Source organism: Bacillus sp. B19-2 (assembly GCF_022832475.1).
GTDB classification, from domain to species: domain Bacteria; phylum Bacillota; class Bacilli; order Bacillales; family Bacillaceae; genus Bacillus; species Bacillus paralicheniformis.
Genome location: NZ_JALHKQ010000001.1, coordinates 1,160,144 through 1,180,661, shown reverse-complemented (window position 1 = coordinate 1,180,661; position 20,518 = coordinate 1,160,144). Strand labels below are relative to the sequence as shown.

Sequence of the window (20,518 nt, the reverse complement as noted above, 5' to 3'; positions counted from 1 at the left end):
TTCATCCCGCTTTGTTGACTCGCTTTTTAGCTCTCGGTTTCACCCTGTCATTCGGCATGAAAAACACGAGCAAAAAGGCGGCCGCTGCGGGGAAAATTGCCCAAGTAAACGTATGAACAATCGAATTTGACAGCGCCTCGGTGATGTGATTTAAAATATCCGGCGGCATTGATGCCCGGGCACTAGACAAAATCTGGTTGGCGTCATTCGGTGAGGCGGGATTTGAAGCGCCTGTGCTTTTAAACATATCTTCCATCTGTTCTGAAAATTGGTTTTTTTGAATCATTCCGAACATACTGGCGCCGATCGTCATGCCGAGAGAGCGCATAAAGTTGCTCGTGGAAGTCGCTGAACCGCGCTGTTCCGGACCGAAATGATGGATAGCTGCCATGCTTAATACAGAGAATGAAAAGCCGACTCCCAAGCCGACAACAATCATATAAATTGTTAATAATAAACGCGGAGTGTCCATGTTAAGCGTGCTTAATAAAGAAAACCCGCTGACGAGAACCAGTCCGGAGATGAGCATAATGTTCCGGTAGCTCATTTTTGTCGTCAAGAATCCGCCAAGCTGGGCTGATACGACAGAGCCGAGCATCATCGGCAAAAGAACAAGGCCGGAGTTTGTCGCAGAATCTCCGTACACACCCTGAACAAAGATCGGAATCTGGATGGTCGCCGAAATAAATGTCCCGCCGTAAAATAAAGCGACAAGCGTGCTGCCGGCAAACAGCCGGTTTTTAAACATATGAAACGAAATGATCGGTTCACTGGCCTTACGTTCGATCATGAGGAAGCAAATCAATAAGACGGCTGCACTTCCGAAAAGAGTAAGGATGACATTCGAATCCCAGGCGTATTTCTCCCCGCCGAGCTCCAACGCAAACATGAGGCAGACGACCGCTCCTACGAGCGTGATCGCTCCTAGCCAATCAATGCGATGCTTTTCATGCTGTTTCGTCTCTTTGTAAAATAGAAGAATGAAAACAAAAGAAACCATACCGAGCGGCAGATTCATATAAAAAATCCAGTGCCAGCTGATGTAGTCAGTGACATAGGCGCCGATGAGCGGTCCGAAAATGCTCGAAAGGCCAAAAACAGCGCCGAAAAGTCCAGTGATCTTACCGCGCTTTTCCAGTGGGAAAATGTCAAAAATGATGGTAAAAGCAATCGGAATGAGCGCGCCTCCGCCAATTCCTTGGACCGCGCGGTAAATGCTGAGCTGCTCAATGGTTGTAGCCGTTCCGCACAATGCTGATCCCGCCATGAACACGATGCTGCCAAAAAGAAAAAAACGTTTTCTACCATACATATCCGACAGCTTGCCGAATATTGGCATGCCGGCCATTTCGGCGACCATAAAGGCAGATACAACCCAGACAAAGCTGTCGAGTCCGCCAAGATCGCCGACAATTGTTCCCATTGCCGTGACAACAATGGTATTGTCCATCGAAGCCATCAAAATAGCGAGCAAAAGTCCTGCTACAACAAATCCTAATTTTTGATTTTGAGTTTGTGACAAATCAATCGATTCTCCTTTTAAATCAATTCGTTCTAAAGCAGCGTTTGGCATGGACGCTTCATCCTGTTATGATTATTTATATCAGAAAATAAATATCTTAGCTGCTAAGACATAATGATTTTATAGAAGGGTGTTACCGATGTCAAGAACAAATCATATTGAAGGAGAAGGGCTGCTCAACGAGCTGATACAGCAATTGAGGTTTCACAGCACCGCAACCATTTTTCTGCACGAGGCGATCGGCGAGAAAATCGGACTGAACGCAACGGATCATAAATGCCTTGAGATCATCTCGCGGGAAGGTAAAGTAACAGCGGGGGAGCTTGCCGCAAAAAGCGGGCTGACAACGGGAGCGATCACAGGCGTGATCGACCGTCTTGAGAAAGCGGGCTATGTCAGACGCATCAGGGATTCGTCCGACAGAAGGCGTCTATTAGTCGAGCTGATCCCGGAAAACCTAGAGAAGATCTCTCATATCTTTCAAGACTTGGCGCAAGAATCTGCCGGATTTTTAAGCCGATATTCAGAGGAAGAACTGCAAACCATTATCAAATTTTTGAAAAACAGCACGGCGTTTGCCGCCGATTATGCCAAAACTTTAAAGAAGCTAAAATGACAAAAAGACCGGTTTTGCATCAACCGGTCTTTAATACACGTTCATATTTTTCCAATTTGAACTCTTCCGGAAAAGAAAGTTGCTCCGCCGCCCATATCAGCTAATCGATCAGGCGTCAGTGCATTGACGAGATAATGCTTCCCATCTGCATCCGCCCATAATCCTTGGCTGACGGCCACACCCGGAAGGACGTGTTCTCCGACCGCAGCGGGCAGGATGCATGATCCGCGGTCATTCCAAACTTTCACCAAATCTCCGTTTTCAATGCCTTTTTCTTCGGCATCCTTTATATTCAAGTGAAGCTTCGGCTCCTTTTCTAATTTAGTATGCTTTTCATTGTTTGAAAAGGTCGAATTTAAAAAATTATGATTCGGTCCAGGTACAAATAAAAACGGATACTTGTCTGTTTCAACAAGCGGGGTATGAGTCGGCAGACCCGGGTAGCCGTGCTGTTCCATCAGTTTTGAATACAATTCAATTTTTCCGCTGGGTGTTGGCAGTTTATCAGGAAAAATCGTTTTCCGATTGGCTTTGACAAAATGCTTTTCAGTCAGGCTGTCGTAGTCAATGCCGTCGAGCCACGGATTATCAGGGCAGTCAAGCGCCTGTCTGATCATCTCTTCGTCGGAATCTTTCAGCGGTTCATCATCAAAGCCCAGCGCCTCAGCCAAAAGTCTGAATACTTCTGTATTTGACTTGCTCTCACCGTATTTCTCAATAACAGGCTGCTGAATTTGCGCATAATGGTGCCAATATGATGTATAGAAATCCGTATTTTCGAAAGCGGAAGAAGCCGGCAGGACGATATCGGCATACCGTGCCGTTTCCGTCAGGAATAAATCGTGAACAACCGTGAATAAATCATCGCGCTCAAGCCCTTTCCTGACTTTGTTCGCCTCCGGCGCGACGACGGCCGGATTGCTGCTGTACACAAACAGCGAACGGATCGGAGGCTCGGTTTCCAGGAGAGCTTTGCCGAGCTGATTCATGTTGATGACCCTTGGCGTTCTGCCTTTTAGTAAATCGGGACGCTGCAAAGCTTTTGTATTATAGGCCAAAAATGCCGTGTTGCCTTTGATCGCCCCGCCTCCTTTTTCCGTCCATTGGCCCGTGATCGCGGGCAGGCACGCGATGGTGCGAACGATCATTCCTCCATTGTCATGATGCTGAAGACCGTTGCCGATCCGGATCAGGGAAGGGGAGGTGCGGCCGTACAAGCGGGCGAGCTCGATGATATCATTCCGGGATACACCGGTGATTACCTCTACTGTGGCGGGATCGTATTGCAGCACATGGCGGCGGAGCTCTTCATGGCCGACTGTAAATTCATTCAGAAATGGTTCATCAGCCAAATTCTCCTCGAATAAGACATGCATCATGCCAAGTGCAAGCGCGCTGTCCGTGCCGGGGCGAATCGGAATAAACCAATCCGCCATCCGCCCGGTCTGATTTTTATGAACGTCGATCACAACGATTTTTGCACCGTTTTTCCGGGCTTTTTGAGCAATGGTGATTTGATGCATGTTGGTTGAGACCGCATTGATTCCCCAAAAGATAAACAGTTTTGTTTCCGTTGTATCTTCAGGGTCTGTGCCGATGCTTCCGCCCATCGTGTATTTATAGCCGACAGAACCGGCAGGAGTGCAAATCGCCCGGTCAAGCTGGCTCGATCCGAGGCGGTGAAAAAAGCGCCTGTCCATTCCTTCAGCCGTCAAGTTTCCCATATTGCCGTAAAAGCTGTAGGGCAGAATGCTTTCGGGACCTTCCTGTTCAATGAGCGACTGCCAGCGGGAGCGAATCGTTTCAATTGCTTCATCCCAGCTGATCGGTTCAAAAATCCCGTCTCCTTTTGGCCCCGTCCGTTTCAGCGGGGTTCTCAACCGTTTAGGATCATAAATACGCTCCGTCATATTGCGGACTTTATTGCAAATATTGCCCTGTGTGACCGGATGGTCCGGGTCGCCTTGTATTTTAACGATTTTTCCTTCTTTTTTATGAACGAGCAGCCCGCATTGATCCGGGCAGTCGAGCGAACATACGGATTTGAAAATCCCGTCTTTTTGATCAACAAATGACTCCATGGAATCCGTTCCTTTCCGATAAAATGAATATGATTCTAGCATTATATCACAAAATCTCGTCAATTCTGAAAATAAGAGCCGAAAGAATCACGGCAGAACAACGATAAAAAAGGATGCCCCCGGAAGGGCATCCTTTAAGTTTTTGTTTATTCTTGATCAAAATCAGGTGCGACCGCTTTTTTAATAAATAAAGCGGTAAAGAAAGCGATACAGCATAAAGCGAGAGCAAACCAGTAGGCATGGTGAACACCGTGAGTCATCGCTTCATTCACGATTTGCGGGCTTGCGGCTTCTTGTCCGGCAAGATAGCTTTTCTGGCCCTGGCTCATGATGCTGACGAACACCGAAACACCGAGTGCGCCTGCAACAGGCTGAAGTGTATTGGAAATTGCTGTTCCATGAGGATATAAATGTTTCGGCAATTCGTTTAATGCATTCGTCTGCGCAGGCATCATGATGGCTGAGATCGACAGCATCAAGATGATGTACACAATAATAAACGCCCAGACCGGCACCGAAGGATTGATCCTGCTGAAGAAAAACATCACGCCGACGAGAACGATCGTACCCGGAATGATGAGTTTTCTCGGCCCGAACTTATCGAATAAAGCGCCCATGGCCGGTGACATGAGACCGTTTAGCAAGGCCCCGGGCAAAAGTAAAAGCCCTGCTGCTTTGGCTGTAAAACCAAGCGGTCCTTGCAAATACATCGGCATCACGATTTCGGAAGCGAACATCGCCATAATGACAATCACAAATAGGCAGACCCCGCGCGTGTAATTTTTATAGGCAAACACACGCACATCCAGCAACGGTTGTTCAAGCTTCAGCTGACGAAGCACGAACAGCACGATACTGATCAGGCTGACGATGATTACACCGATGATCAGAGGGGACTGAAACCCTTCCGGAGCCTCTCCGGCACTGCTGAATCCGTATACGATTCCGCCGATCCCGATGGTCGAAAGAATGATCGATAAAAAATCAGCCCGCGGGCGCGTCGCTTCTCCGACATTTTGCAAATACTTCATCGCAAACAGAATTGAAAATACTGCAAAAGGAATGACGATAATAAACAGCCAGCGCCAGCCGAGGATGTCAACAATGACGCCCGAAAGAGTGGGACCGATCGCCGGAGCGAACATGATGACCAAACCGAACGTCCCCATGATTTTTCCGCGGACTTCAGGCCGATAAATCAGCAAGAGTGCGTTCATAATAATAGGGATCAAGAGACCTGTACCGACCGCCTGAATCATGCGTCCCGTCAAGAGCATCGGAAAATTCACTGCGCAAGCGGCGATGATGGTTCCGACTAAAAAAGTCGACATGACGCCGATAAACATCTGTCTTGTCGTGAACCATTGAATCAGTAAAGCGGAAACAGGCATTAAAACACCCATGACAAGCATAAATCCGGTTGCCAGCCATTGAACAGTCGGGGCATCAACGTGAAAGACTTCCATCAGCTCTGTTAATGCGATGTTCAACAGCGTTTCATTTAATATTGCAAAAAATGCACCAATCATGAAGGTGACTAATATTGCTTTAGAATTAAACTTTTTCTCCATATCAAACCTCCTGTAATACAATTTACCCAAAAACATGACGACAAATGATATGTAGGATTCCCGAATATCCGGAGTCCCAATTTGCTTCTTTCGTTTTTCATCTTATATAATAACGTGTCTCCACCGCCGTTCATCATTTTTCTTCATGATTGGCAACTATATGAGTATACTCGGTTTCACCCATATTTACAATAAAATTGTCAGGTTCATCTTTTCAAGTTAACGAGTGGATGATTATGAAAAGACAGGGAGGGAAGGGCATAGATCATCCGTTCAGTCAAATAAGTCCATTATTACGGTGTATTTTACCTTTATTGCGGACAGCTGTTCTGACTGAAGAAAATCATGCCCGAATCCTTTCCCTGATAGATAAAAAAGGTAAGAACTCTCCAAACCTGAAGAGTTCTTTTACATGCACTGTCGACTCCCGTATTCCTTTTCGCAGCAGACACCATTACAATATTTCGATATATCCCTCTGTACCGTGCACGCGAATTTGTTGCCCATCTTTTATCAGCCCAGTAGCATTCTCCACTCCGACAACTGCCGGCAGGCCATATTCGCGTGCGATCACCGCTCCGTGGGTCATTAATCCGCCGACTTCGGTGACCAGGCCTTTTATAGATACAAATAATGGTGTCCAGCCTGGGTCGGTAAAGGAGGTGACTAATATATCTCCATCTTCCAGATCAGCATTTTCCATGTTTAAAATGACACGCGCTCTTCCTTCTATCACTCCGGCAGAAACAGGCAGGCCTGCAATCGCATTAGCCGGCAAATTTTCTCGTTTGTACGCACCTGTAATGATTTCGCCATCAGACGTAATCACACGCGGTGGAGTTAATTTTTCATATGATTTGTACTCGTCTTTCCGTTTGCTGATGATTTGGTCATCTATTTTTTTTGTGCGTACGGCTTCGTGAAGTTCTTCAAAAGTGAGGTAGTAAATATCTTCTTTTTCATGAATAACGCCCGCTTGTACGAGTTGTTCGGCTTCTTTCAGTAACGCCTGCTTGTATACGAAGTAGCGACTGACTATGCCGTATTTTGGATATTCCCGGTAGCCGATGAAATTCCGAATGAGGTCGATCATTCGTTTTGTTTCTTTAGCTTTTTGTTCACCATCCGGTAATTGCTTCAATCGATCGATTAACTCTTGTTCTTTTTCCAAAGCAATCCGCCGCCCTTGTTCAAACTTTCGATTGCCGGCATTAGGCTCAAAGTTTTTAATATGACTAAGAATCATAGGGACAAGTGTAATTGGTTTTTCACTCCAGCGAGGTCTTGTAATATCGATTTCTCCGGGACACCGCATTCCGTATTTGCTGAGATAATCATAGATAGCGTCTTGGATTTGCTTTCCTCCATCAAACTTAACCAGTTCATCGAGAAAGTGATCTTCTTTTGCATGCTGCAAATAATCAATCACTTCTGGATAAGGGCGAATCACATCCGCCACATCCATCAGTGCCAGACCCATTTCCGAAGTAATATTGCCCGGTACAGATTGAGAAAGGGTATCAGCGGCGTTTTTTTCGCCTAGCCACTTGTTCATGTTTTCATTGATCCATGTTGTCGCATTTATAGCAGCCATAAACACAGCCGTACTTTGCGGGTCAAATACGATCTTCTTTAATTGCTGGATATCTTCCAGAATAAAATCAAACAAATCCGATCCCGATTTCGCTTGGATGTTTTGTTTTAACTCTTCGATCGATGTTTGATTGCGCTTCATCAAATCAGAAACGATTGTAGGATCGTTCTCGAATTGCGCCGGCATATCTGTTTGACCATTGCCCGGAATCGGTGCTGTTTGATCATTTGTTATCAATTTTATAAAATCTCGCTCGATTACGGTCATGAGCGCGTCTTTTGTAAGCGGATCTGCTCCAACGGTATTTAATAAAGTTTCCCGGCCGGCACGTGTCGTCAGCCTAGGCGCAACATCAACAAACAATCTCCCGCCGGCTTTACGCATAGGTGCAGGAGTAATTAACAGGTAAAAAGACAATCCTAACGGTTTAATAGGATCAGTCATCATTTGCTGATGACCAACAGATAGATAGACGTGATTTTCTTGATCATTCGCTTCAGGGATCGGGTATAAAGTCGTGATCGGCCGGCTCTGAACAATATAAAATGTATCATCAGCCAAACACCATTCGATATCTTGCGGCTGGCCGAAATGAGCTTCGATCTGTCTTCCGATACGGGCCAGCTGTAAAATTTGCCCGTCAGTAAGTGTTTGAGACATCTGCTGATCAGGATCGATCTGCTTTGTCTCTGTTCCGCCTTGTTTTCGTCCATAAATCGCCAATTTCTTGGTCGCTATTCTCTTATCGGCGATTTGGCCGTTTTGCACTTTATAACAATCGGCAGAGACCAAGCCGGAGACAAGAGCCTCTCCAAGTCCAAAGCCGGCATCGATTGAAAGCAGTTTCCGGTTGGAAGTTATCGGATCAGCGGTAAATAAAATCCCTGAAGCCTGCGGGAAAACCATCTTTTGAATGATAACGGATAAATAAACTTGCTTGTGATCGAATCCATTCTGCATACGGTAGATGACCGCGCGCTCCGTGAACAGGGAAGCCCAGCATTTACTGATATGCTGCAAGATCGCATCCTTGCCGATAATATTTAAATAGGTATCTTGTTGACCGGCAAAAGAAGCATGCGGTAAGTCTTCAGCAGTCGCACTGGAACGCACTGCATAAGCATGTTCCTCGCCATATTGGGAGAGATAGTGTGCAACTGCTTTCACAACATCAGAAGGAATTTCTGCTTCCATAATGATTTGCCGAATTTTCCTGCTGATTTCACCAATTTGATCCCGATCCTCAACTTTTAGCATGGCCAGTTGATCCAGCAACGCTTGGAACGTTTCGTTTCGATTGATGGCTTTTTGAAATGCTGCTGTCGTGACGCAAAAGCCTTCTGGTACTTGTATTCCTTGAATGTTTGATAATTCACCTAAATTTAACCCTTTTCCCCCGACAAGCAAAAGCTGTGTTTTTTCCATTTCGTGAAAACCGAGAACGAAATCACTCATTCTGCATCTCTCCTTCGAAAAAAATTTGACAAGAGCTTTTCAATATGTTAGACTTAAAGTATAAGATGGTATACCTATGACTATTAATCTAAAACATACGTGATCTGATTATATCATCGCGTCTGTTTTTATGCAATATGAAAAGAACCTGGTAAAACGATCCAGGTTCTTTTTTTGTTTCTTCAAGCAATCGAATATAACGATGGCCGATTTAATGGTCGGTTCGCAGACGGTTTATTCTTCGCAAGTCGTCATATTTGCAAAAACGCAGTTTATTTTCCTATAATTTAAACGTGTGATACATATAGAAAGGAAGTTTTTCATATGCAATCTTTACAAAACAAAACCGCTCTGATTACAGGAGGGGGAAGAGGGATCGGCCGCGCAACAGCGATTGCCCTTGCAAAAGAAGGCGTACATATCGGCCTTATCGGCCGTACAGCTGCGAATCTTGAAAAAGCAGCAGAGGGATTAAAGGCGTTCGGCGTAAAAGTATCTGTAGCCGCAGCTGACGTAAAGGATTTAACAGCTGTAGAACGTGCGGTCCAATCCGTAAAAGGAGAGCTTGGACAAATCGACATTCTCATTAACAATGCGGGGATCGGCGGGTTTGCAGGATTTCTTGAGCAATCCCCTGAAGAGTGGGAAAATATTGTCCAGGTGAATCTGATGGGGGTTTACAATGTAACACGCGCCGTTCTGCCTGAAATGATCGAAAGAAAAGCCGGCGATATTATTAATATTTCTTCTACAGCAGGCCAAAGGGGAGCAGCCGGGACAAGCGCCTACAGCGCGTCTAAGTTCGCGGTACTCGGACTGACCGAATCGCTGATGCAGGAAGTCAGAAAACACAATATCCGCGTGAGCGCCCTTACACCGAGCACGGTTGCGACGGACTTGGCAATCGACTCCAAATTAACAGACGGCAATCCGGAACGCGTCATGCAGCCCGAAGATCTGGCCGAATACATGGTCGCCCAGCTTAAACTGCACCCGCGCATTTTCATTAAATCAGCGGGCATGTGGTCTACAAACCCTTAAACAATCGGGAAAGGACAGGCTTGAAACAGCCTGTCCTTTTTTCATGCTATTTTTGCGAAAGGCGGACGGGGAGATGGCGGACGCCGAAGACAAACGGACTTTGAATCGCTTCAAGCTCCTCTGAGCTGTCCCTTTCCACTGATGCATGCCGAAGCAAGTAATCGAGTGCGACTTTCGCTTCAAGCCGGGCAAGGGGAGCACCGAGACAAAAATGGATGCCGAAGCCGAAGCTCATATGAGGGTTTGATTTACGATCAAGCCTAAAGCTGTCGGGATCGTCAAATTTCAGTTCGTCACGGTTCGCTGAAGCGACCCAGTTGATCACCGTGGAACCTTTTGCAATCCGCACGCCCTTGATGTCAAGGTCTTCAGCCGCCGTGCGGCCGATCGCTTGCACGGGCGGATAATACCGCAGTATTTCTTCAACAAAAACAGGAACGAGGGACAGATCTTGTCTTACGGCTTCCTGTGTGGCTTTGTCTTCGGCGAGATAGCGGACACTGTTTGCGATCAGGTTGGTTGTCGTTTCGTTGCCTGCGACCAAAAGAATGATGCAAAAATTCAGCAGCTCTTCTTCTGTCAGCGACTTGCCGTCAACTTCCGCCCGCAGCAAAAGCGAAATCAGGTCGTCTTTTGGCTCCTTTTTTCGCTGCTTGATAATGTTTTTAAAATAATCCGCCAAAAACCGATTGCCTTCTTCACGGCGTTTGTACATCTGTTCAGCGGCTTCAGCCGAGCGGTCTTCCGCACCTGCGACAAGGATGTCTGAATAATGTTTAAACATGAGGCGGTCTTCAGCCGGAACGCCCAAAAGTTCAGCAATGATAATGACGGGAAGGGGAGCAGCCAAGTCATCCACCACATCAAACAAATCCTTCTGCTTCGCTTCGTTAAATAAAAAAGCCGTCACTTCTTCGATATGCGGCTCAAGCTCTTTCACCGCTTTCGGCGTAAAAGCTTTATTAACGATAGCCCTCATTTTTGTGTGTCTCGGCGGGTCCATTGTTAATATGCTTTTTCCTTCCATATTACCGCCGCGCTTTGAAGAGAAAAGCTTCGGGTTTTTTAACACGAATTGAACGTCTTCATACGAAAAGATATCCCAGCATTTTCGCTCATCATCGTAACGTACAGGAGACGTCTTTCTGATCCGGTTATAAATCGGGAACGGAAACAGCCGGTCATTACGGGAGCTGATTTCCTTCATCGGAATCCAATTGGCATAGTGCTTGCTTGATTGAAGTGAATTTGAATTTGCCACAGTCAATTCTCTCCTTTAACATGAATCGTTTATACATGATGAACCGGTTCAATCTTTACGTTATCACTATTTTTACAACGGTTTCAACGGACATATCATGAAAAAATTGTCAATTGGCCGAAAGTATTGGATCTAAAAAAGGTAAAAAGGCGAGGTATGCTGAACAACTGCGGGAACATCAGCTCAGAGATGGATGAAAAAAACGAGGCCGCACCTGATCAGGTACGGCCTCGATCTTTCAGCTGACAGCTTCTCCCTGGGAGAACTGGCTGTTATACAAATCGGCATAAAATCCGTTCTCACGAAGAAGCTCTTCATGGCTGCCTTTTTCAATAATATCTCCGTTTTTCATCACAAGAATCAAATCGGCATCTTTTATGGTAGAAAGACGGTGGGCGATGACAAAACTTGTGCGGTTAGCCATCAGTTTATTCATCGCTTTTTGAATATTCATTTCCGTTCGGGTGTCGACACTGCTTGTCGCTTCATCCAATATTAAAATCTTCGGATCGGCTAAAATGGCTCTCGCGATCGTGAGGAGCTGCCGCTGCCCTTGCGAGATGTTTTGGGCATCTTCGCCCAGTACCGTATCATAGCCGTCCGGCAAGGTGCGGATAAAATCGTCGGCATAGGCGGCTTTTGCCGCTCTGATGATGTCTTCATCTGTCGCGCCTTCACGTCCGTAGGCGATGTTTTCGCGGATGGTGCCGTTGAACAGCCATGTGTCCTGCAAAACCATCGCAAACATGCTTCTGGCCTGTTCGCGCGACAGTTCGCTGATGTCGGTGCCGCCGACCTTGATGCTGCCTTTGTTTAATTCATAAAACCGCATCAGCAAATTGATGATCGTCGTTTTTCCTGCGCCAGTCGGTCCGACGATCGCAATTGTCTGGCCTTCTTTGGCATGGAGGCTTAAATCGCGGATGACCGGAACGTTTTCATCATAGCCGAAGGCGACACGTTCAAATGATACATCGCCTTTTAATGTGCCGGTATCGATGGAAGCCGGCGTCTCCTCGATTTCCTCGCCTTCGTCTAAAAGACTGAACACCCTTTCGGCGGATGCGATTGCCGATTGGATTGTATTCGCGATTCCGGCAGCTTGAACGAGCGGCTGGGAAAATTGCTGCGTGTATTGAATAAAAGCCTGCACGCCTCCGATCAAAAGGGTGCCGTTAAGAACGAAAATACCGCCGGTAATGCTGACAAATACATAGCCGAGGTTGCCAATGAATGTCATGATCGGCATCATCAGACCTGAAATAAACTGCGCTTTCCAGCCTGACTGGTAAAGACGCTCATTCACTTCATCGAATTGCTGAATCGCTTTTTCTTCATGACCGAATGCCTTTACTTCCTGATGCCCTGTGAACATCTCTTCAACGTGTCCGTTGATGTCGCCGAGTTCTTTTTGCTGCACGCCGAAGTGTTTCTGCGAAAATGAGGCTATAAATCGGACAGCGAGCATGCTGAGCGGAACCGTGATGAAGACGACGAGCGTCAGTACAGGGCTGATGAGAAGCATCATGACAATGATGCCGACTATCGTAATGACAGACGTAATCATTTGCGTCAGCGCCTGCTGCAGTGACGTATTAATATTGTCAATATCATTGACTGCGCGGCTGAGCGTGTCGCCGTGCGAATGCTTGTCATAGTACTTTAAAGGGAGCCGCGTCAGCTTTTCATTCACTTCCTGGCGCATTTCGTATATCGTTTTCTGGGCTACGCCGGCCATCAGGTATTGCTGCAAGAACGTAAAGAAAGCAGAAAGCAGATACAGCCCTGCCAGGATCATCGTGATCCTGCCGAGAAAGCCGAATTGAACACCGGTGCCTTCTGTAAAGCTGGCGAAAAGGGAAGAGGTCGCATCTCCGAGAAGTTTTGGACTGATGACATTAAACAACGTCGCCAATATTGCAGCACAGACAACGAGCACCAGCTGGAAGGTCCGCGGTTTTAAATAGCGGGCCAATCTCAAGAGGGTCTTTTTAAATTCTTTCGGTTTTGTCTCGTGCATTCCTTTTGGTATCGAGCCGTGATGCTTTTGTTGTTGGCTCATGCGCTTTCCTCCTCAGCCTGCTGTGATGCCACGATTTCCTGGTAAATGTCATTTTCAGCAAGCAATTGTTGATGGGTGCCGATACCGGCTATTTTTCCTTCATTTAATACGATGATTTGGTCCGCATCCGTAATCGTGCTTACCCTTTGGGCAACAATAATGACGGCGGCATCAGCGGTGGTTTTCTTCAGCGCTTTTCTCAGCTTTTGATCCGTTTTGTAATCAAGCGCGGAAAAGCTGTCGTCAAATAAATAAATTTCCGGTTTTCTGACCAATGCCCGGGCGATGGAAAGCCGCTGTTTCTGGCCGCCTGAAAGGTTGGCTCCGGCCTGCTCGATATCAGATTCAATGCCATTTTCCTTGCCTTCCACAAACTCGGCAGCCTGTGCCGTTTCAAGTGCTTCCAAAATTTCTTCATCTGTTGCGTCTTCTTTGCCAAATCGGATATTGTCCTTGATCGTCCCGCTGAATATTGAAGCTTTTTGCGGGACATAGCCGATTTTCGCGCGAAGCTCCTTTTGCGCCATCTTTCTGACATCTGTTCCGTTGACAAGCACAGACCCTTTTTCAATATCGAAAAATCTCGGGATCAATTGAAGAATCGTCGTTTTTCCGGCCCCTGTGCTGCCGATGATCGCAGTCGTTTCACCCGGTTTTGCTTTGAACGTGATATTTTCGAGAACGGGCTTTTCAGCTCCGGCATAACGAAAAGTCACATCTTGAAATTCCACATAACCGCGCAGGCCGCTGTCTTTCTGCGGCTCTTTCGGATCGGTAATCGAAGGCACTGTTAACAGCACTTCGTTAATGCGGTCGGCAGACGCCTGAGCCCTTGGGATCATCACGAATGTCATCGCAAGCATGATCAGCGCGATTAAAATCATGGATGCATATTGAAGAAAAGCCATTAAGTTCCCGACCTGCATGCTGCCTTGATCGATGCGGATGCCTCCGAACCAGATAATCGCGATGTTCGTGAAATTCATCATAATCATCATGACCGGGAATAGAAAAGCCATGATTCTGTTAACGGCGATACCTGTATCGCGAAACTCTTCGTTTGCCTTTTGAAAACGGGCTTTTTCTTGATCAACACGGTTAAACGCGCGAATGACGCGAACCCCCGTCAAACCTTCCCTGAGAACGAGGTTAAGACGATCCGTCTTTTTTTGAAGAACGCCGAATAAGGGAACAGCTTTCCTTGTAATGAGAAAAATCAGCCCCGCAAGGATCGGGAGAGCGGCCAGAAATATAATCGACAGCTTGGCATCTCTGGAAACGGCAAGCACAATACCGCCAACCAGCATTAACGGCGCTCTCGTCATCAATGAAAGCATCATGTTGAGCACATCTTGGACTTGCTTGACATCGTTGGTGGTACGGGTAATGAGAGAAGCAGAACCGATTTTTCCGAATTCATCCATTGAATAGTGTTCAACTTTAACAAACAGCTTGCGCCTGATATCTCTTCCAAAGCCGAGGGCTGTTTTCGAAGCGAAAAACGCTTTTCCGACAGTCATGATGATAGCCAGAAGAGAGCAGGCGATCATCCAGCCGCCGGTTCTCAATATGAATGGCATGTCGCCGTTCACGATTCCCACATCAACGACATCAGCCATTAACGTCGGCAAATAAAGCTCAAGCACACTGCTCAGCAAAGTAAAAACAGCGACAAGAATCACTTGCAGCTTATAAGGCTTTAAATATTTTAAGAGTGAGATCATTTTTCAACCTTCTTTTCACTTGTTTTTTCTCCGTGTTCGATAAACTCGGATAACTTATGAATCAAATCGGCGAACTGCCTGCTTTCATCCTCGCCCAGAAACCGGGTGAGCTGCAGGAACCACCGATCCAGCCCTTTAAGCGCATCGTCCGCCGCTTTTTTTCCTTCATCGGTTAAAAAAATCCGGACGATCCGCCTGTCATTCTCATCCATACGCCGAAAAACGAGTCCTTTTTTTTCCATTCTGTTCAACATCTGCGTGACGAAGGGGGAGGTGACATGCAGAGCGCGGCTGATTTCGGATGGCATTTTTCCTTCACCGCTTGCTTCATTTAAAAACATCAGCGCTTTTGCCTCAGTCTTTTTCCATTCAACTGCAGGAAATGACTGTTTCACTTCCGCATACCGCAGCCGTTTGAAAGCTTCGATCAACTGTATAACGGTCTCGCGGCTGACTTTATCTTGTTTCATAAAAGCACCTGCTTCTCCATTTTAATTAATTAAGTAAATAAACTAAAACACTGTATTATCATACATAGAACAACAAAAGATTGTCAAAGAAGAAACTTAGAAAAAAGAAAAACCCGATCATTGATGACATGATCGGGTCATTGTACGAGCTTCATAAAAAAATCTTTCATTTCAAGATGGCGAAGATGTTCCGGAACTTTTTCCGAACCGACGATGATCATCGGAGCCAAGCTATCCGTTTTATAAAGCGAGCCATGGCCGCCTCCGCCAAAATGGAGGGGAGACTTTTCGCCGGCAAATTGGAACCCGGGTTTCGCATCGGCGATCACAAACTGTCCACGATGCGAATGCATGGCGCTGTACAGGCGGGCAAGAGCATCCGGGTAATCGCCGTATTTGATCGATGCGCCGTCCGCTTTCATGTCCAATAAAGAAAAATCTCCGCTGATCGTCCATGACTGCCCGTAAGGATCTTGATAACCGCCTTCTGGACGAAACCGCAGCGGTTTTAAAGAACGCTTCGAATCGACGTATATCCAGCCGTTTTTTTTCCACGCTGTGAAAGCGATTCGTTCGTCTTTTTTCAATTCATTGACGGCATCTTGCAGCGGCATGTTTCGATCCGTGACATAAATGTATGCCATTCTGTCGTTTACCGCAAAAAGAAGCTGATCGTTTCGATCGGGGACTTCGTTTATTTTAGCGATCCGGTATCCTTTAAAAAGCGAATGAAGCCGGATGGCGGCCTTGTCTTTATCGCGTCCGATCGCTGTCTGCCCGCCGTCACCCATGATGACCCACACTTCTTTTTCGGCCGCATCGCGCCAAGAATCATATGCATTCAATATGCGCTGCAGCTGCTGATCCATTTTTTCGAGGCCTTTCATATCCATCGGGCCTTTTTTGTGTGCATCGTGGTCAAAATCGGGCAAGTAGGCGACAGTCAGCGCAGGAAGCTTCCTCTTTTTAATTAAATAGGCTATTTCCTGTGCCGTGAACTTGTCGTTAACGCCATAACCTTGCCAAATATGGTGGTAGGGGTTATCGGGATCGAGCTGGGCAAAGCGGCCGAATGAAAAAAGAGCCGGCCCGTTTACCGTCATATGTTCAGGCATCAATTTAAGCTTCTTGAGCGGGGGCGGGATGTTTAATTCGCGGCGGTCAGGCCCCCTGTATATGAGCCCGTTGATGGATGCCGACTGTTTTCCTCGCGCTTGCAAATCATCATGGACCGTTGCCGCCTTTCGGCTTAAATGACGGTGATTAAGAGAATATAGTCCGTCTTCGATCGTTTGTTTGATGCCTAGCGCGACGATTTCTTTTTTATCGCTCCCGTAATTCACGATTCTCTGTTCATCCTGGTTATACCAGACGAGCCCGGGAACGCGGTGGATATTCGGATAAGTTCCGGTGAGCAGCGTGCTGTCAATCGAGACCGACATCGTCGGATACGCGCTCACCACTTCAGGTTCATAATGACCGTTTTCAAGAAAGAATTTTAATGCCGGGGCGCGGCCTTCTTGAATCGCTTTTTTCAAAGGCTGATCCATCAAAGAGTCGATGATCAGGACAATGACCGGTTTTTTGGAAGATTTGACGGCCTCTGCTTCTTCATCCGGGAGCCCCAATTTTTCATCCCCGGCATTCAGCCATATAATAAATGAAATCAGCGCACATATAAAAATGACAAGTACAATGCTTAGCTTTTTCAAAACGGCCTCATTCCTTTAATCCCATCATATGCATATTCTGGCATGGGACGCCGGAAGTTATAGCTGGTAATAGGTTCTAAATGAATCACGGAAGCACTTGGGAAGCCTATTCAATTAGAAAGGAGGGTCAATGATGAAAAAGCATAAATGGTTAGCCGCATTTGCTATCATCGCAATTTTAGCCGTTATTGGCTATGTCGTGGTCAGACATCTTGAACCGGAATATGCATATATGCCTCCTAAAGAAAAAGTCATCTCAAAGGAAAAACGAGTGCACGGATACGATCTATGGGGAGCATTTACACCGGACAAGCCCGCCTCCGCAGGGGAGGGAGCTGTAAAGGTTGATGACCGCCTTCTCGACTTGGGGCGGGAGACGTTTTATAAGGAAACTTTCGGCAATGAAGTGTTTTTAACAGATATCACCGGACTGCTTGACGGTCCCATTACAGCAGCCAACATGACGAAAGCCATTGCCGGATTGAAAGGGAAAGGGACGACGAACTTGCGCATCGAATTGGCCGAAACCGTTAGGATCGGGGGGAAAACCTTTAAAAAAGGCGAGAAGATCGACACCGGCATTGATGTTGCAAAAGGGGCATACGCACCGCTCGGCATGCCTTTCAAATACGCTGACGGAAAAATCAAAGCCGGCATCAGCTGCGCGGCCTGCCACGCCGCAGTCGATCCGAAAACGATGAAGGTGATGGAAGGCGTGACAAATCCTGATTTAAATACAGGGCTGATGCTGGCGCTGGCGACAAATTCAGCGGCATATTTTACACATGCCGAAATTGATAACATTCAACAATTCATGAATGATAAAAGCCCTATGATCACCGCCAGAAACGGCAAAAAAGAACGCCTCCCCGATCCGGACCGACTCGAAGATGCAGTCGATCGTATCTTCCTGAAGTGGCCGAGAGGTTTTTTCGACTCGACGATCGATATGAAAAGCAATCCCACGCAGATTCCGGATGCTTATACATTGGGCGACCATCCGTACAGCTGGAGCGGTGCGGCAATGGCCGGTCCTTTTAAAGGCTTGACTGTGTTCAGTAATAATGTTCATGCGCAAAATTCGGACAGCCTCTCGCAAGCCCCAGCAAGCCGGGCGCTTTTCGGCATGAGCGAAGATGTTTATATCGGGACGATCCTGCAAAGAGCTCCCGCCTCAACATACAGGTATCAGCCGAAAAAAAAGGAAAGTCCGACTGCGTTTTTCAAAAAAGCCGATCCCACTCCCGGAGTACCGGGCGTCAACCAAATGGTCAAGCCGCCAAGCTTTCCTAACATCACATTAGCGGCGCCCGACGGCGTACTTGTGAGCTCACCCGGAGGAAAAGTGAATGAAGAAAACAACGCTGTATCCGCCTGGCAAAATACACTTAGACCGCCTGATCCGCGGCAAAAAACCGACAGACAAACCGTCAGGCGCGGCAGGCGTGTTTTTGAACAAGCGGGCTGCATATCCTGCCATGCCGGCCGGTATTTGACGAACAACAAGGTCATCTCGGCTGAAACAATCGGAACCGAGCCGACAAGGGCCCGGTCTTTTAAGAAAACGGAAAACATATTCGGGAAAAGCCTTATACATTCACCTGACACACCGGTGCCTCTGCCGCGCAAGCCAAAGATCCTGAAAGTCCCGACAGCCGGGTTTGACCCCGAACAGATCAAGCTTTCGTGGGCGCAGGGAGATTCCGAAGGTGGGTACAAAGTGCCGAGTCTGATCGGCGTTTACTGGCGCGCTCCTTATTTGCACGACGGAGGGGTTGCTGTGGGAAGCTCATTAAAAGAGACGGGCATACCAAATACGGTCATAAAAGGTAAACAGGCGGACCCTTATAACAGTTTGCTGGCGATGATCGACAGAGACTTAAGACAGCAGGTCGTCACAAGCAATTCGGAATCGCCCGACTTAAAAGCGGTCAGGGTAACCGGCAAAGGTCATGAATTCTGGATCGACGCCAAAAGCGGCTTTTCCGAACAGGAGCAAAAAGCGTTGATTCATTATTTAATCCATACCGATATGCCGAAAAAGTAAGGAATAAAATGAAACGATAAGCCGCCTGCTGAATGGCGGCCATTTTTAAATCTTCGTCACGGGAGCGGCGATATGATCGTCTTTTCGATCATTTGTGTGACGGAATATGTCATTCACTTCAGCGGTTTTGACGAGTCCAGGGCCGGTTCCAGGCTGCAGCCAGTGCAGGCGAGTCCGTTTTCAGACAGAAAAAACTGGCGTCAGTATGAAAAATCAGCATAAAAAAAGGGGATGAACATACATATATAAGATGCACTTTTTACAATAGAAGAGATGCGGCAGTAAATAAATGTGCAGAAAATTCAGATATTAATAGCTGTTTATGATAAAATGAAAGCAGCCAAGCTTTTGCGCCCGGCTGGTTTCGTTGTCATACTGGCTATTGGTATTGCTGAAGGCGAGAAAAAAACTTCTTTACGAACTGATAAAAGACTTTTGCAGAAGGGGAAAGTTCCCTGTTTTTAGGGGTGATGATTCCGACTGTGCGCTTTACTTGAGGATAATCAATCGGAATCTTCTTTGTAAAACGGGGAGCCGTTTCATTAAAGGCGCTTTCCGGCAAAAGCGTCACCCCCATATCAGCAGAAACCAGCCCTTTGATCGCATCCAAATCTTCGCCCTCTGAGGAAATTTTAGGCGTATATCCGACTTGCTTGCATGCATCAACAGCCATTTTTCGAAGGATGTATCCGTCTGGAAACAGCACATACTGATCATTTCTGAGATCGCCTAGATGAAGGCTTTTCTGGCCTGATAGCGGATGATTGATCGGCACGAGTGCCAAAAGGCTTTCCGAAAACAAAATGTCCCCTTTAATCTCAGCGATATTTGACGGAACAGGACCGAGAAAAGCCAAATCGATATCCCTGTTTTTCACCGCTTCGATTAAAAATTTATAAGATCCCTGCCTTAAAAGAAAAGCGACATTAGGATGCTCCTCTTTAAAAGCGGAAATAACCGTCGGGAGGAACTGGCCCGCAAGACTTGTCGGGAAACCGATTTTAACGGTCCCGCGATTCGGGTCCAAATACTCATCGATTTGTTCTTTCGCGAAATCGATCGCTTTCATCGCCGTTTTAATATGATCTAAAAACTGTCTGCCGATCGGAGTCAGCTTCACATTGCGGCCTTCGCGCTCGAACAAATCAACACCGAGCTCTTCTTCGAGATTGGCGATTTGCCTGCTGATCGCCGACTGAGCGACGTGAAGGTGCATGGCCGCTTCCGATACGTGCTCTCTTTCTGCAACTTCCATAAAATAATGCAATTGGCGTAATTCCATCGTTGTTTCACCTGCTCATCTCAAAATGAGATAGTTTTAATCTAAATTATATATTGTTTGTATAGATTTGAAAACCTACA

General features: G+C 46.8%; 14 protein-coding genes. 4 read left to right on the top strand and 10 right to left on the bottom strand.

The window, feature by feature from the left end; all coding sequences use genetic code 11:
• Position 1 precedes the first annotated feature (1 nt).
• Positions 2–1,573 carry an MDR family MFS transporter gene (locus MST20_RS05960; RefSeq protein ID WP_481747884.1) on the bottom strand — a complete coding sequence of 524 codons (1,572 nt, stop codon included), beginning with the start codon at positions 1,571–1,573 and terminating at the stop codon, positions 2–4.
• An 88-nt stretch (positions 1,574–1,661) separates the two neighbouring features.
• Here MST20_RS05960 and MST20_RS05955 point away from each other — a divergent pair, with 88 nt between their 5' ends.
• Positions 1,662–2,138, top strand: a complete 477-nt coding sequence (locus MST20_RS05955) for a MarR family winged helix-turn-helix transcriptional regulator (protein WP_243940760.1) — start codon at positions 1,662–1,664, stop codon at positions 2,136–2,138.
• Positions 2,139–2,179: 41 nt separating this feature from the next.
• Here MST20_RS05955 and MST20_RS05950 read toward each other — a convergent pair whose 3' ends face one another.
• From MST20_RS05950 to ppsA, 3 genes are all read right to left on the bottom strand, one after another.
• Complete coding sequence (locus tag MST20_RS05950) at positions 2,180–4,219, bottom strand: molybdopterin oxidoreductase family protein (protein ID WP_243940758.1); 2,040 nt, start codon at positions 4,217–4,219, stop codon at positions 2,180–2,182.
• A 146-nt stretch (positions 4,220–4,365) separates the two neighbouring features.
• Positions 4,366–5,790 (bottom strand): MDR family MFS transporter, encoded by a 1,425-nt coding sequence (locus MST20_RS05945; RefSeq protein WP_243940756.1) that lies wholly within the window; start codon positions 5,788–5,790, stop codon positions 4,366–4,368.
• Positions 5,791–6,244: 454 nt separating this feature from the next.
• Positions 6,245–8,839 carry a phosphoenolpyruvate synthase gene (gene ppsA / locus MST20_RS05940; protein ID WP_243940754.1) on the bottom strand — a complete coding sequence of 865 codons (2,595 nt, stop codon included), beginning with the start codon at positions 8,837–8,839 and terminating at the stop codon, positions 6,245–6,247.
• Positions 8,840–9,163: 324 nt separating this feature from the next.
• Here ppsA and MST20_RS05935 point away from each other — a divergent pair, with 324 nt between their 5' ends.
• The gene (locus MST20_RS05935) at positions 9,164–9,880 is read left to right on the top strand and encodes a 3-ketoacyl-ACP reductase (RefSeq protein WP_243940753.1); all 717 of its coding nucleotides are present in this window, start codon (positions 9,164–9,166) and stop codon (positions 9,878–9,880) included.
• A 46-nt stretch (positions 9,881–9,926) separates the two neighbouring features.
• On the opposite strand, the gene MST20_RS05930 is transcribed toward MST20_RS05935, so the two are convergent.
• From MST20_RS05930 to MST20_RS05910, 5 genes are all read right to left on the bottom strand, one after another.
• Complete coding sequence (locus MST20_RS05930; protein WP_243940751.1) at positions 9,927–11,141, bottom strand: cytochrome P450; 1,215 nt, start codon at positions 11,139–11,141, stop codon at positions 9,927–9,929.
• A 238-nt stretch (positions 11,142–11,379) separates the two neighbouring features.
• Positions 11,380–13,203, bottom strand: coding sequence for an ABC transporter ATP-binding protein (locus MST20_RS05925; RefSeq protein ID WP_243940748.1), 1,824 nt, complete (start codon positions 13,201–13,203; stop codon positions 11,380–11,382).
• Positions 13,200–14,927 (bottom strand): ABC transporter ATP-binding protein, encoded by a 1,728-nt coding sequence (locus MST20_RS05920; protein WP_145650782.1) that lies wholly within the window; start codon positions 14,925–14,927, stop codon positions 13,200–13,202. The genes MST20_RS05925 and MST20_RS05920 overlap by 4 nt, the downstream gene beginning before the upstream one ends.
• Entirely contained in the window at positions 14,924–15,397 is a 474-nt protein-coding gene (locus tag MST20_RS05915) for a MarR family winged helix-turn-helix transcriptional regulator (protein WP_243940746.1), read from the bottom strand. The genes MST20_RS05920 and MST20_RS05915 overlap by 4 nt, the downstream gene beginning before the upstream one ends.
• 137 nt (positions 15,398–15,534) lie before the next feature.
• Entirely contained in the window at positions 15,535–17,109 is a 1,575-nt protein-coding gene (locus tag MST20_RS05910) for an alkaline phosphatase family protein (protein WP_243940744.1), read from the bottom strand.
• A gap of 130 nt (positions 17,110–17,239) precedes the next feature.
• On the opposite strand from MST20_RS05910, the gene MST20_RS05905 reads away from it, so the two are divergent.
• Together MST20_RS05905 and MST20_RS05900 are read left to right on the top strand one after the other, a co-directional pair.
• Positions 17,240–19,156: a di-heme oxidoredictase family protein gene (locus MST20_RS05905; RefSeq protein WP_243940742.1), complete on the top strand. Its 1,917-nt coding sequence runs from the start codon at positions 17,240–17,242 to the stop codon at positions 19,154–19,156.
• 72 nt (positions 19,157–19,228) lie between these two features.
• Positions 19,229–19,378 (top strand): hypothetical protein, encoded by a 150-nt coding sequence (locus tag MST20_RS05900; RefSeq protein WP_243940740.1) that lies wholly within the window; start codon positions 19,229–19,231, stop codon positions 19,376–19,378.
• A gap of 157 nt (positions 19,379–19,535) precedes the next feature.
• On the opposite strand, the gene gltC is transcribed toward MST20_RS05900, so the two are convergent.
• Positions 19,536–20,438, bottom strand: coding sequence for a glutamate biosynthesis transcriptional regulator GltC (gene gltC, locus MST20_RS05895; protein WP_165427176.1), 903 nt, complete (start codon positions 20,436–20,438; stop codon positions 19,536–19,538).
• Positions 20,439–20,518: the final 80 nt, after the last annotated feature.